This is a genomic window from Flammeovirga sp. OC4, assembly GCF_000812565.1.
GTDB lineage: Bacteria > Bacteroidota > Bacteroidia > Cytophagales > Flammeovirgaceae > Flammeovirga.
The window spans coordinates 58835-75844 of sequence record NZ_JTAM01000008.1; the positions used below are offsets into that span (position 1 = coordinate 58835).

The window sequence follows — 17010 nt, forward strand, 5'->3', positions numbered from 1 at the left end:
AAGCCAAAGATAATCTATAATTAATTCTTCAATGAATTTAATCATAACACTACCCCAAAATACATTTATTAGTAATTTTCTTTGATAATTCTGAAGATAAAAATTCAAAACAATGAAATAGAAATTAAAGTAATGAGATGCTCTATGACTCGTTGAAATATAAAAAACGAGATTTCAATTCATTAAAAGAAATCTCGTCTAAATAATTATCTTATTAGTAAAATTTGTCCTGTTTTTTCTGTAACAGATCCATCTTTTTGTGATGTGTAACGAATAGTGTAAGTGTAATTACCTGATATCATATCAGCACCTTTATATTGACCGTCCCATCCATTACCTGGGCTACTTGCTTCTGATGATGTTTTATATTCTTTGTGGAATATTGACTCTCCCCAATTATTAAAGATGTGAAGATCTATATCAACAGCATAGGCTGGTTCAAGCAAGAACTCATCGTTTATGCCGTCTCCATTTGGAGTGAAGGCATTTGGTGTATTCATCCTTGCAGGACAAATTTGATTAATAAAAATCGTATCCACTGTTGAACATCTTGTAGCGTGTGTCTCATCTGTCACCACAACAGTGTATGTTCCAGAGCGATCTCTTGTAACTACTCTAGATGTTTCTCCCGTATTCCATTGATAGGTAAAGTTTTCGCCTTCAATGGCTCCCACTTGTAGTAAATCCCCAAATTCAAAACAGAAAGTAGTGTCTTCTAAAACCATCTCAGGATTAGGATGGAAAATAGCTTCAAACTCATGCGTAAATTCACACATAGTTCCTGAAGAATGTTCCACCATAGTTCTGACAGAATAGACTCCATTTTCTAGAACATCTATTGTAGGAGTGGTTTCGCCTGTACTCCAAATGTAAGTCTGAACGGTCTCTTCATAATCAGGGATTCTAGCATCGAATGTGATAGCTTCTGTTTCACATGATTCTTGTTCTCTATCCATGTCAATATCAGGGATGATATGCACTGTGATATCATGAGTATTCACACATCCTTGTGAATTGGTGACTGTTAAGGTGTATGTCGTTTCCTCCTGAGGTGCTACCTCTATCGCTTGAGTAGTTTCGCCTGTACTCCATAAGTAAGTGACTGGAACATCTACCTCTGGCGTAAGAGTAGTAGCTAACCCTTCACAGATCCAAACATCTGATGGTAATGTGACAACAGGAAGCGGTGTGACAGTTATTGAATCGATATAAGTATTTGTACAACCTCCATTATTGGTTACTTCTACTAAAACAGCGAATGTGCCTGCTTCTGGATATTGGAAGGAAGTATTAGTCTCGTAAGCGTCAAATAATGCTCCATTTATCTCACTATAATCAAAGTCCCATTTTACAGCTCTAATTCCATGATCACCGCTTTGATTTAATTGAGGTGTTGTATTAATAAATTGAGCAACTTCTCCAATACAGATATCATTGAATGTAAAGGATGGAGTAGGTATTTCATGAATTGGAACTATTGAAGTATACTTATCTGATATACAACCGGCTGGTGTAATTATTCTCATCGATACAGGGTGATCACCTTCTTTTGTGAAGGTATAAGTCGTGTCACCTGAAGTTTGAATTTCATAATTGCCATCATTATTAAAATCCCATTCAAAAACACTTCCTGCATGTGGAACTTCAGCATTTCTAGTAGAGAAGTGGATTAATTCATTCTGACAGCCAAATCCTTGGTCCACTACAAAATTGGCAATAGGCGTTCTATTAAATACAATGTTCATTGTATCGATAGCTACACAATTTGAATTTTCTTTGTTTTTAACTCTTAAAACAATAGTACTGTTTACTTCAAAAGAGTTAGAGTTGAAAACTGGCTCTGAAAGTGAAGCAAGGTAAGAGTTCATATTGGATTGGTTATTAATACTTCCACCCATAGACTCAATCACTTCCCATTCATAATCCATTCCCGACCAATTTGTTTCATTTGGACTCAAGAAGAATACTCTTTCTTGACAATCAGCCATATCAGCTGGCAAACTCACTGTTGGTGTTCGTAAGAAAGTGACCGCAATTTCATCTGTACTTGTTCCACAATTATTCAATTGGTTTTCTGTAGTCAATGAAATATAGGCTTTTACCCAAGAAGCATCACCCGGTATTGTTGTCACTTCAAATGTTGGCTGATAAGTGCTAGCATTATTGATGGTTACACTAGCCCTTGTATCTGATGTTCTTTGATCTGTATCAATTCGGTTGATGGTCCAATTGTAATTGAAATTACCAATGAATTCTTCATTTATTGGATTAATTGTCATGATAGACGAATCGCAGCCGGCTTGTAGGTCTTCACCTAAGGCACTAATTGGACTTCTGAAGAATGTAACCTCGATAGAGTCAGAAACAATAGTACAATATGGATTCGATGGATTAGAAACCGTTAACTTGTACCAAGCAGAGAGTTGAGCTGCACCGTTAGGGAAAGTTGGGTTTTCTACTATTACTTGATAGTCAGACATTGAACTGATTTGGATGTCTGCACCATTTACAGAATCAATATCACTGCTCATACGCAAGCGCTCCCAAGTGTAGGTGAAGTTTTGTACTTCGCTTTGAAGAGGGGTTAAGATGATGGTGTTATTATCACAAGCATTTGAGTTTGAACTTACAATACTTAATTCTGGTTGTCTATGGAATCTTAATGTAATACTTTCTGTATCCGAACATCCACTGTTTCCATTTAAGACTTCTAGGGTAGCTTCAATTTCAATGTATGAAGCTCCTGTTGGGAATGTAGGATTGGACACTATTAATGCATGACCTCGGCTTCCATTAGAAGTAGAGTCTACTGTTCCTGTATTGTTGCCGATATCATCAGTGATATTAAAGCTCCAATTGTAATTGAATTCAGAAACGGCTTCTTCTCCTGTGGTAATGGTGAATTGATTGTTTTCACATAAATCGGTAGCTGATGAATTCAAACTGACTTGAGGCGTTCTGTAGAAAGTCAAACTTCTTGTTTCATTCGCAAAGCAAGTATTGTATTGATGCGAGTTGTGAGCCATTAAATCAATAGTGAAGTTGATTTCTCCAGAACCTTGATCAAATTCATTGACGTCAATCAAAAGACTATCCAATACGGATACGGTATCAATAGTACCCCCAGTAAGATTATTGATGGACCAATCAAATACATAATTACTGTCTTGGTTAGTATTGATATCGAATGTTAAACCTTTGAGTTTCGCATTGCTACCGCAATTGATTGGCGTAGTTAATAAATCATTTTCAAGTACAGGAGTTTTGAAGAAAGAAACAGCAACTTCTTCAGTCGTAATACATGGCTGAGATGCGTTTACATTATTATTAATTATTTCTAATTGATAACGTAAATCGATTCGAGTTTCTCCTTGATCAAAAATAGGGTTGTTCACAACTAAATCTCTTGCTTGATCATTGACCATTGAAACAGATCCGTTTGTATTCGTAAGTAGAGTCCATTGATAAGAATAATCACTAACTACTTCGTTAAATGGCTGTATTACTATTTCACTAGCACAACTATCATTACTTGCTTTTGTAATCGAGAAGTCAATCATTGGAACTCTAAAGAAGACCAAAGTGTGTTGTTGTGTGTCAGAACATCCACCTTCATTTGGATTGTTGGCTGTTAATTCAAAAGTGACTTCAATTTGTGATCTTCCGGCACTAAAATCATTATTCCCAAAATAGAGGTCAATGTTCTGATTGTTGTTTTGTGCATTTAAAATAGAAGAAGAATTACCGCTATATCCATCAATTGAAACAATAGTCCAATTATAATTAAAGCCATTGATTATCTCATCACCAAGAGGTTTAATAGTGACAGAGTCTAATGCACACCCAGAATGATTATCTGTAAATGAAATCATAGGTTGACGAGCAATTGAGATAGTGTAACTAGTGTCGGCGTCACAATCGGTATTCAATTGATTTTCTGCATGTACATTATACTTTGCAGTGATTAATGCACTTCCTGAAGGGAAATCAGCAGGGATTCCATCAATTGTCATACTACCGACTGTTGATGTATTGACATTTGTAAATGCTGTGATATCGGCATTGTTATCAGTGTAAATACTATCAATTGTCCAAGTGTAAGCATAATTGTCAGTTCTTGGCTCTACGGTTTGTAAAGTGATGTCGTTATTGTCGCAAGTACTAAAATTATTTGTACTTAAGGCTAAAAGAGCATCTCTATCAAAGATAACCGTCACTTGATCACTCGAAGTACAACCATTATCTGAGTTGGTGACTGTTAATTCATAAACGGATGTAACTCTAACAGCATTTTGAGGGAAATTAGGGTTGTGATTTAAAGTTAAAGTATGATTGTTTAAATTACTTTCTAATGGTTTGATATTAGAAGCTAACAAATCAATACCATTATCTGTAGTAACACTAATCGGTGTCCATTGATAAGTAAAACCTGCGTTTTCATTGTCAATCGGGAATAATGTCACTTCTGAGTCCATACAAGCAGGGGTGAGATTTAAATGGCTTAAACTTGCTTGAGGTGTTCTAAAGAAAGTGAAATTATAAGTTTCGTTTCCGGTACAAGCTCCAGAATTGTTGGTAACAAAAACGCTGTATGAAACATCAATTCTATGACTTAATGAATCAAATGATACAACGGAGAACTGTGTGTCTTGATTTTGAGGGTCCAAATGAGTAACGTTAATAGATCCGCCATTAACAGCAACTTCGGTCCATGTGTAGTTATAATTCGGAATAGATTCGGTGCCAAATGGACGAATGATATTGACTAATTCACAATTGGTACTGTCTAAAGATTGTGTACTACTCAGTATAGGAACTCTATAAAATGTTGCTTCAATTGTATCCTTATCTGTACACCCTGGTGATTGACCATTTTCAACACTTACTTCATATTCGTATGTAATTTCACTACTTCCCGTTGGGAAGAAGCCTTCCATGTCCACTGGTGAATTGATAGTGTAAGTATTTTCACTTTGCACTACTTGAGGAGCTATTAATGTCTCTGTATTAGGATTATTGTCAACTCTTGTGTCTAATAACGTCCATAAGTAATTAAAGTCAGGGACATATGATTCTTGAGTAGTGAGCAATATCGATGTTGATGAACATACAGGGGTAATAGGTTGTAGTGAAGCGGTAGGGGTTCTGTAAAAAGTAAATGTAACTGTTTCTGTATCGAAGCAGGTAGAAGGGTTTTCAGCGTTTCTAACAACGATTGAATAAGTAATGTCAATTTTATTAGATGAAACATCAAAGATTGGATTATCAAACGTTACATTTTGCGTTGTAGTCGAAGATAAATTCACTGTTCCTCCATTGACTGAGACAGGAGTCCACTCGTATACAAACCCTGAAATAATTTCTGTTCCAAATGTTGTAATTGTATTGGTGTTTCCACAATCTCCTGCCACCAGTGATTGTTGTATAGAGATGGATGGGACTCTTAAAATTGTAAATGAAGTACTATCAATATCAGAACAAAGAACATTTCCTAAGGTATCTGTATTATGAACTGTTAATTTGTATTCAGTGTCAATTTTATGGCTCCCCGCATCAAAAGAAACTTTCTCTATTTCGATGTCTTGAGTCGTCGTTGAGTAACCAGGTGTAAAACCAACTTGGCCTCCTGAAAGTTGTGTTTGCTCCCATAAATAGGCGAAACCATTAATAGTTTCAGTGCCCATAGAACGTATTAAGTTCACGGAATCACAACCTGTAATTGTCTGAGAGAAACTGATGACCGGTGTTTTGTAGAATACAAACGTGAAAGCGGTATCAGCTTGACATGAAGTATTTTCAGCGTTTTCTACCGTTAATGCTACATTTATTCTGATAGTATCACTTCCGTTATTAAATACAGGGTTACTAAACGTGATATTTTGTCCAGTTAAAGAAGTATTTGTAACGGTACCTCCTGTAGGAGCTGCGAAACTCCAATTATAATTAAAAGCTGATGAAGCATTTTCACTTCCAAACGTGGTAATCGTATTGGTAACATCACATCCCACTAAACTTTGTTGGATATCAAATACAGGAGGTCTGTAAAATACCATTGTATGATTGTAAGAATTTGAGCAGCTATTTTGATCACTGTTATCGATGGTAATGGTAACAGGAATCTCAATCTTATTGCTCCCATTAGCAAAGGCTTCAATTGGGAGTGTTAAACTTAGGTTTTGGTTATTTACTTGATTATAAAAACTATTGATTACTTCAGGTGGTAATTGATTATTAGCAGCACCTGTTACATTTAAACTGTCATAAGACCAAGTATAATCAAAACCTGTATTGTGTGGGATATTCTCGATAAGACCTAATGGTGAAAGTGTCATTTCCAATCCACACATTCCGCCAGCTCTACTTTCATTAAAATTTGTAAAGTCAGCTTGACGGTAAAGTGTAGTTACAATACTCATAGAATCTTCACAAGAAGCAGAATTGGTATTAAATGAGGTCAGTGAATATCTAGTATCAACTCTCGTTGAATTGATTTCAAATGTATCTAAAGAGATCGTTAAGTCTTCATCGGTTAATGATGAGGTTGTGATCGTACCACCTGTCCTTGAAATTTCACTCCAACTGTTTGTGAATCCAGAAATTCCCTCTCCATAAAATGGATGAATAGTTAAGGCATCTGCACAAGAATCCGCTGAAGATCTTGTATAGCTGAAGTTGATTTCAGGATGGCGATATAAAGTGAAATTAAAGGTGGTATCATCATCACACATTGATTCTCCCGAGTTTAACAAGGTGATCATGTAAGTAGAATTGATCTCACTTTGTCCAGGGTCATAATCAGTGGCTGTAAAAGTAATCGTTCGATGTCCATCATGATCTGCTGGGTCAGTAAGGACGGTTCCTCCTGATTGACTGATTAGCATCCAATCAAAATCAACATCCATGAGCATCTCATTAGTGGAAGTGACTTTTACAGCATTTTGACAAGCACCGGTCATACTTGTTAGCATTACTTCAGGAGTTCGGTAGAAAGTAAAAGTCACCGTGTCTTCCGCATAACAAATAGGCTGGCTTGAGTTGAGGACTCTTAATTTATAGTAGACCTTCATGATAGAATGAAGATCAGTGAAACTATCTACCTGTACATTTAATTCTCTTTCTGCTAAGCTACTATTATCATTGACAACACCTGTAACTACACCGTTCTTTGTAGAAATAGAATCCAAAGTCCATTGATAGACATATCCATTGATATGAGTATCAAAAGGAGAGATAGTTCCATTATTATCACATACTGCATCTTTTGAAGCAAAGAAATCATTTTTGATTTGAGGTGTTCTATAGAAATAGAGGGTGTAAGTTTCAGTATTGCTACAACTGTTATCGAGTGGGGCCTCAGTATTGACCACAGTTAACGCCAATGTGATACTGATTACAGACTCATTTGAAATGAAATCATCATCAGTGATTGTAAACGTAGTGTTTTGAGTAGTATACGTATCATTTACAGCATAGTCACTTCCGTTATATCCTGTAATGTTTTGAATTTCCCAGTTGTGTGAAAAACCAGGGATAATTTCAGCACCAAAAGGTTGTAGTGTAGTAGTTAAATCACAAGAATCCGCTTTCAATTCTGTAATATTAATTTCGGGATTTCTGTAATATTGGAACATGATCGTTTTGCTTGAATCAGCACAAGTAATATTAGTATTGGAATGTCTAATATTAAAATCCATATTAAAACGTAAGATATGTGCTCCTTCTTGATAATCACTGTCTTCAATATTTACACTCAGGTTCTGACTATTTTGGTTTGTATTTAAATAGTTCAAAACACTTGTCGATAGCGTATTTCCGTCAACCCCGGCCCCGGAAACAGAAGTAGGGTCAAGCGTCCAAGTGTAATCAAAACCATTGTTGTGATTTATCACTTCTGTAAGACCAAGAGGAGCTACTTGGATCAGGCCTCCGCATAGTCCTAAAGGTTGCTGCTCGTTGTAATTATTAAAGTTTGGTATTCTATAAAAATAGAACTCAACCGTATCTTTGTCAACACAAATATTTGACACTGAATTGGTAGCTGTTAATTCATATCTTACTGTAATGGTGGTGGAATTTTGATCAAAACTATCCGCTGTAATGTCTAAGTCAAGGTCAGTATTTGAGGAATTTTGAGTGATGGCTCCTCCATTGACTGACAATTGTCTCCAATTTCTTGTAAACAAAGGAATGTCTTCTCCATTAAAAGGTTGAATTATATCGGTAAGTGCACAAGAATCAGTTTTTGTGGAAGCAAAATTGATCTCTGGTGTTCTAAAGAAAGTGACTTGGAAAGTTGTGTCATCGTCACAGGTGTGAGTAGATGGATTCGTAATTGTCAATGTATATTCGGCATCAATTCTTACGGCATCGGTATCAAAAGAAGCTACATCAATTGTAAATACCTCGCTACCTCCTGCAGTACTGTCAATAGTACCTCCAGTAATAGAATTTAGATTCCAATAAAAATCAGCTCCAAAGTGAACGAAAGCTTCATTGTTTGATCGGAATGTCATGGAAGAGTCAACCGAAGCACAATAAGAAAGTGGGTTGTCAAAGGCCATTTCAGGAGTTCTATAAAACTCAAAGTCTACGGTCTGTTCATCGTAACAACTTGGTACTTCAATATTGAAAACTCTTAATCTATATTGAGCATCAACTTGAAGGCTGTTGGTGGCAAATGTATCAAGCGAAACTGTAATTTCTCGATTGGTTAAAGTATTATCCGTTACGGCTCCATTTGTTTCAGATACTTTTTCCCAAACATAACCATATCCATTTACCTCAGTAGTAAAAGGTGCTGCAGTAGCGGTATGATCACAAGTATTGATTTTTGTGGACAAAAATGGAGTGTCAATTTCAGGAGTTCTATAGAAAACTAAAGTGTCGGTAATATTATCAATACAAGAAGGGTTGGTAGGTAACAATTGATTCTGTACTTCTAATGCCACAATCATTGTAATTTTTGATTCCGTAGGTGTAAAATCACTGTCTACAAGATTTACAGTAAGGTCTTGAGATGTAAAGTTTTGACCTACTGCATAAGTTGAATTCGTGTAGTTGGTAATAGAAACAACTTGCCAGTCATAATTAAAACCATTAATAGTTTCAGTTCCAAATGGCTGAAGTGTGGCGGAAAGTGCACAGCTGTCTGACTTAACTTCTACCATATCTATCACCGGAGGACGTTTGAAAGAGAGTAAAATAGTAGAGTCGGTGCTACAATCCACTCCTGAAGCAGAATGCACTATGTTTAAATCTAATTCGAAAGTGATTTCATTGCTGCCTGCTTCAAATGCAGTTAGAGGCATATTCAAACTGAAGTTCTGTGTGTTTACTTGATTTGAAATGTCAGTGATCACCGTGGCAGGCAAAGTGCTTGAAGTCGCACCTGTAACAGTTGATGCGTCTAAAGTCCAAGTGTAATCAAAGCCTTCAGAATGATTAATGACTTCAACGCTATCTAATGGATAGAGTACCACTGAAAGGCCACATTCATCATTCGGTTTTGTTTTTCTAAAGTTATTTAGTTGAGGAGTTCTATAGAATTGGAACATTACGGTATCCACATCAATACAGCTTGTTGCATCACTATTTTCTACATATAATTCATACGCAATGTCAATGTAAGCTGTATCTTGATCGAAACTTACAACATCAAAGGTTAAATCTTGATCAGTAAGTGAATTGGTCGAGATAGTACCGCCGTTTACATATAATTCTCTCCATTGATAATTATAACCCGAAATGGTTGTTGTTCCAAATGGTTGATAAGTATTGGTAAGTGCACAAGAATCTGTTCTAGTGTCTGTAAAGGCGATCTCGGGAGTTCTGAAGAAAACAATATCAAGCGTTGTGTCATTATCGCAAATACTTGCAGTTGTATTGGCTATGTTCACAGAGTAGTTACCATCTATTCTATGGGATGTAGGGTCAAAGCTATCCACTTCAATGATGTATTCATTTCCATTATCAGTAGTAGTCAACACGCCTCCAGAAACAGTATTTTCATTCCATGAGAATGTAGCAGAATTAAGCGCTTCGCTATTTACGGTGATCGTATCTAGAAGTGCACAATTAAGTGCGGTAGGATTATAAGAAATCTCCGGAGTTCTATGGAATTCAAAAGTGTAACTTTCAACATCCATACAAGTAGGGGAAGCTGAATTGGTTACAGTAAGTTCATATGTTACGGTAATTACAGTTTCACCTGTATCCCAACTGCCAACTGATAAATTGATATCCTTATTATTTGTGGCATCATGGACGACGGTACCGTTAGAAACTGCTGTTTGAACCCAACTATAGTCGAAGCCTGGGATAACTTCACTACCTGAAGAAAGCTGTAAATTTCGAGCACAATTATTCCCGTTTGGCCATATTTCAGAAAAGTTGATATTTGGTGTTCTGTAAAATTGTAAAGTAACATTTTTGCTCACAGTACACCTTGGATTAGTTTTCCTTCTTACTCTGTTATTCATGACAACTGTAAATTGGGATTCTCCAGTTGCAAAATCAGTATCGGAAAAGTTTAATGTGCGAATTTGATCGTTGGTATCAGGAATGGCAGGTCCATTATATTCTGAACTTACGGAAGTAGCTCTCCATCTGTAATTGAAATCTAAAGTTTCTGTATGGTGGTTAAGAGTCACCGATAAATTACAAGGGTCAACTCTTGTATCTAAAAGAGTGAAATCTCTAGGTCTCCTTTCAATATTAATAATCAAGGACGTATCCTTCAAACAAGTATTGTCAAATGTATTTTCAACATGTAAATCTATTTCAAAGGATAAGTCTGTTGTGTTATCATTAAAGTAGTCTTCTAAAATATTGAGCGATAAATTTTGAGTGGTATCATTGGTAGTGACTTGATTAATAAGGTCATTAAGAAATGCAGGATCTACATTATGATCACCTGGGCTTGAAGACATTGACCATGTGTAATCATAAGCAGCATTATGAGGAAGTATTTCAGATGTGCCAAAAGGATAAAAGTCTACTACGTATAAACTTCGATCTGTATCATTACAAACAGGAGAAGTGTGGTTTAATAATGAGAAATCAGGCCTTCTGTAAAATTCAAATTCAATACTGTCTCTATCAGTACAGCCGATAGCATTGGTGACATCAATATAATATTTTGCTCTGATAATTGTAGATCCACTGTTGTATGTATTTGGCTTTACAGTGAAATCTTGAGCCGTTAAACTAGTTTCTGTAACCGTTCCTCCCGAAAGATAAACTTGCGTCCATTGGTAATTGAATCCATTAATCGTTTCCGTTCCAAAAGGTAATGCTTCATAGTGGGCAGAAGTGTCACAAGAAACCAAAGTAGTATCTAATACAATGTTAGGGAAACGGTGGAATTGTACATCGACTGTGTCAAAAGTTGTACACGCCGTAGGGTGGTTGTTATCAATGATTTCTAATTGATATCTGATATCAATAATGCTTTCACCTGGATTGAAATCACTTTCATCAACATCAACTGTTGCAGTATGAGCGTTGAGGTTGTTTTCAGTGATAGAACCTGTAGTTGGACTAATAAGTTGAGACCAAGTGTAAGCAAAATTAATACTGTCATTGGCAATAGGTCTTAAAGATACGGTTTGATCATCGCAGACAATTAAACTGTCTGATCCAATTTCAGGATCTGGATTCTCCCTAACGTTTACAGTAATTGTGTTTGAATCACTACAGCCTCTAGCAGTTGTGACTGTTAATCTTACCGTGTAAGTACCTTCGGTTAAGTAATCGTGTGTTGGACTTTGAGAGGTAGAAAAGTTGCCGTCACCAAAATCCCACATCCAAGCATTAATATCATTTACGCCATTTGGTAAAACACCGCTGCTGATATAGGAAGCGATATTAGTGTTGCTGACATTAGACAAATCATTAAATTGCATGGTTTGCCCAAGACATACTTCATTGACTAAATTATCTGATTGACGTTCAGCGGAAAGGTTGGCGATAGGGTCATCAAAAGAGAAAACTAAAAGAGAATCAGTAGACGGGATATAATCAAATGTACACCCTTTATTGGTGGTGACTCTTAAACGAGGTCTTAATACTACATTAGTACCAATGATTGCACCTGTATTGTAATTATCTCTTAGCGTATCAAAAGAGACAAGTGGAAACTGATGAATTAAAGTGTCAGTACCGCCTATGTCAAAAGTGCCATTATTGTTAAAGTCCCAATCCCATCTTACAATTTCATCATCTGTAACAGGTGAAATAGAGGATTGATCGTTAAGCTGTATGCCAAAACTTTGACAGATATTTTGATAAGAGTAATCTCCAACAGGAATAGAATTTACAATCACTGAGTCTACTGTCGTTTGATGGACACAACCATCGGAAGATGTCACTCGAAGTGTAACAGGATAAACTCCCTGTCCAGGGAATGTATAATTTGTACTTGAAGAAGCAGTGCTAATATCATAAGTGCCATCATTGTCAATATCCCATTCATAATTTGAAATGCTGCCTCTGCTATAGAGTCCAAAACCTGTTGTAGAGGCATCTAACGTTGTAGGGTCGCCACCGCAGGCTTCTGTGTTGGTAAAAGCGGCTACAGGAGTAGGGTTGAAGATGACTCTAATATTGTCTGTTGTTACACATTCAGAAATATTCAGTGCATTATTACTGGCGTCAATTTTATCGACATAAGAAGCGATAATAGTAGTTTGAATAGTATATAATTTGCCGTCAGCATCATCAGGATTGATGACAAAAGGGTTGGTGTCAACTGAAGCAAAACTGAAAGTAACTTCCGTATCGTGTCCACCATTTATTTCTGAAATAGGATTACCATCGACAAACCATCTGTATTGTAATTCCCAAGAATAGATATATTGATCCGTTTCGATGGTATCCGCTTGACTAAATTGACTGTTCCAAGCCATGTCCTCAACATTTAGTGTATAAGGTCCATTGTCAGTACATAAAGTAATGTCAGGGTTTGAAATGTCAGGGCAGCTTAGAATTGTCATGTCGCCAGAATAGTCTGCAGGGTAGCTACAGCCATTCTCATCTAAGAAGGTAAGGTTAGGAGTGACCGTACTTAAATTTGCTCCTCCAATAGTTGTATTATAAGTGAATACCTGAACACTATCAGACCCTGATAAGCCATGACCAGATGACCATTGATAAATAGTATTCGATATATCTGTATTGGGATCCATGACAGGAATAGCAACCATTGTTGTAGTAGCAGGTTCAAATCCAATTTTCTTCAAGATTTCATATCCTCCTGCTGTACCTCCAACTTCAATAGTTACAGAGTCAGATTCATCTTGACAACCTTGAGCATCAGTCACAGTTACAATGGCTTTGTATTCTCCAGGGCGGTCATAAAAATGTGTAACATTTCCTGTAGTTGTCGTGACATCTACTGTTCCATCTGCGTCAAAGTCCCATGCCCATGACATTATTTCAACATCGTATAATGTATTTGTAGAATCCAAGGATTGACGTCTTGTGGTATGACCTGGAGTTTCAAACAATGAATCGGCAAAACTTACAAACCCAGGACAGACAAGATTAGTAGTATTAGGAGTTAAATCAGCTTCTAACTCCCTCATGGTCGGAACAGTAAATAGAAGATTATCATTAGACGAACATCCAAATTCATCTTCGATTGTTACAGTCATAGTATAAGTACCCGCAGCAATTGCTAATCTTGCTTGGTCATCGGTTTGTGAAACCGGTGTAAGCGAAGTTCCACCTATGGAATAGGTGATTGTGGCTGTATTTAGATTATAAACTTCATTGTCATCTAAATCTAGATCAACCACTGTTATAATTTCATCACATTGATAATCAAAGGAGATATAATCGCTATGAGGGGCTGGGAAATCAAAATCTGGTTGCGTTACAATTATATCGTGGGAGTATTCAGCCGAACAGCCATCTACTTCTAATTCTAATGAAATAGTATGAGAAGTACTCTGAGGGGTATTCGGAGAAGCAAATGTTACCCCTGTAAGATCGGGAATAATACCACCAGTAGCAATGCCTGAAGATTGAGTTGCTCCATCTACTTTCCAAGTGTAGTTAGGTGCATTGGGGCTATACATGAGATTGGTTCCACTAAAAGTGAAATTATCCCCAACACAACCATTACTCGGACCGCTGATAGCAATTGATCCACCTGTAATTTGAATAGGTCCAACGGAATCATTAAAAGTACAACCTCCAGTAGTTGTTACTAATACATTTCCATTATATTCTCCTGGAATAGAAAAAAATGTATTGACACTTGATGTGTTTGATGAAAATGTATATTGAATTGTAGTGTCTGTAGTATGAGTGAAAGTCCATAAGTAATTATCCCCCATATTTCCATCGCCAGCATTAAATACCAAAGTATCATTTATACAAGTACCAGTTGAGGTTTGCGGTGAAGCTGTTAATTGTGGGAGAGGACCAGGCATAAAAAACGTAGTGTCTTCAGTATCTGAACAACTATTGCCTGGTTCAATTGCCTCAATTGTTACATCAACTTGAGAATTTTCGGGAATTTCACCTTGAGGATATCCGGTGAAAGTAGGGAAGTCAGGTTCCGCTAAAAAATTAAAATTTTCATCTTTTGTAAGCCCTGAAGTCCAAGTGACAGAAGACTGACTTGGTGGTGTAATTGTTAACGTCCAACGATAGTCTGTATCATTAGTACCAAGTGAATTATTAACAAAACCTAGTACGGTAGGGTTACATTCGTCAGTGGTGAGTTCATGTTCTGCCTCTGAAGGTTCAATTGTAATTTCCATCATTGTAGGCTCGCCGGCACATCCGTTGATAACGGCTCTAAGTTCTACTTGAAATACTCCAGGTAATGCAATCCGATTATCATCTATTATATCACCATAATAGTATGTTCCAATACCGGCAGTCCCAACATCAACCCAATTCAGATTACTTGCATATCGGTACTCATAAATAATAGGGTATTCGCCCGATAAACCAAGTCCAGCAGTGTCAGCATCAGTAGTTGTTGAAAAATTGACTATCGTACCGATACAGATTGTGCCGTTATCTAAATTTAATGTTGGACTATCAAAAACCTCACCCACTTCATACAGGTATTCAATCGAAGAATATTCACACTGAGCATTATTTCCAATGGAGTCTAATGTTAAGTTATATCGAATTCGATAACTTCCGTATTCTAAATCAACAAAATCAAGAGGGTTGGTGTAATAGTAAGTGGTATCATCATTAATTGAATTGACAACTTCCCATTCCTCGATATTAACAGGGAAAGGGTTGGCTACTGTATTTCCGTCTTGATCAGTCCATGTACTTGACCCAAAAAAAGAATCATTTGCGGGTTCGCAGGCTTGAGAAGCTCCTGCTACAGAAAGACTTAAAGGAGCAGAGTAAACTTCTATACTATTTAAAGCACAATTGTCATTGAGGTCACCGGTTCCCGCATCGAAAAATAATTCTATGGTATGGCTACCAAACCCAGAAATTGCTATTGTGTCAACCATTGCATTATTACCAATAGGAGTAGATGTGTTGCCATCAAGTACCCAATAGAAGTTGGTGACATTCTGTAGATTATTGGCCCCTACAATAACATCGAAGTTTTCATTACAATACTCTAATTCATTTGATGAAATAGTGATTCCGCCTTCAGGTAAAATAGGGATTACTTGTGCATCAGTGTAACTGCAGCTGTTATCGGCAACATTATTTAAAGTTGCTGAAACAGTTACATTTACTGGATTAGGACTTGGATTTGAATAGGCATGACTAACTATATCTCCTATAGCATGTACTGTTGGGGTGGATCCATCTCCAAAATCCCAAGTGACATTCATACCTGCTAATTGTGGGTCAATTGCTCCAGGTGTATAAGTGAGAATATGATCGTTGCAATCTCCTGATACAGTTGGAGTGCCATAAAGACTGCTGATACTTCTGAAGTAGATGTCGATTGAATTGTTAATTGTCCCAGGGCAATTGTTACTTTCTGTACTTACAGTCACATTGAAATCAGTACCAAAAGCTCTATCAAAAGTATGAGTGACAGTATTAATGGAGGTTGTGTCTAATGTACCATCTCCAAAATTCCAAAAATAAGTTGGAGATACAGAACCGCCATCAATATCAGTTGATGTAGCAGTAAATGTAACATTCTGGGTTGTATTACAGCTAAGTGTTTGTGAAGCAATAAAAGACGTGGAATACGGCTTTTCAACATGCAAATAATCATTCATTCTGCGTATAAACTGACATCCGTCTGTTGTCGTACCACTTAAAACGACATCATAATCACCGGGGTTGTCCAATGTTATGGTCGTGGAGTCTCCGGTAAGAGCATAAAGTTGATTGTCAACCAAAAATGATAGACTTGAAAATGTCCCAGGAGTAGTTTGGGTTAACGTAATTGTACCTCCAACACAAACACTCTGAACATCGGCGAAAAATGAACCTTCAGGCTGGTCAAATACTTCGATTATGTTTGCTGCGGTAGTGAGTGTACGCGTAGTAGTGCTTAAATTCGTAGAATCGTAATCATCAAATGTTACAGATATCCCATAAACTCCTGTTGTATTGAATTGTTCAAAGGGATCAGCAAGCATAGAAAATGAAGGCTGTATAATTCCATTCTCTATCCTTGACCATTGATAATTCGAATAAGAATGATCGGGTAGAGGCGAAACGGAAAAATCAATCGCAACACCACCACATCCGTTTATTACCACATTAGGATCTGTGTAAGTAGTTCCGTTGAATTCTCTGATGATTGTTTGAGCATGTAATTTATTGACTAAAAGACTTAAGGTACAGATAATCAAAAAGAGTAATGTTTTTAATACCGACTTGTTCATAATATTGGTGTTCAGCACTTATAAGGAAGGTCAGCCCTTTTTTCTATAGCTAGTGAATAATTGGTTCTTAATTAGCATTGGATAAATTTTGAACTACTGTTTTTGGGGTAATAAAAATTATCCACTTAGAATTTAAGAAAATCTAAGGGGATAATTAAACTTATGTAAGTAT

General features: G+C 36.7%; 1 protein-coding gene. It reads right to left on the reverse strand.

The annotated features are described in order from the left end of the window. Nucleotides 1-206: 206 nt before the first annotated feature. Nucleotides 207-16838, reverse strand: coding sequence for a T9SS C-terminal target domain-containing protein (locus PL77_RS08305; RefSeq protein WP_044203722.1), 16632 nt, complete (start codon nucleotides 16836-16838; stop codon nucleotides 207-209). Nucleotides 16839-17010: the final 172 nt, after the last annotated feature.

Coding starts and splice junctions, on each gene's coding strand:
- PL77_RS08305 (WP_044203722.1), bottom strand. CDS start 16,838: ATGAACAAGTCGGTATTAAAAACATTACTCTTTTTGATTATCTGTACC.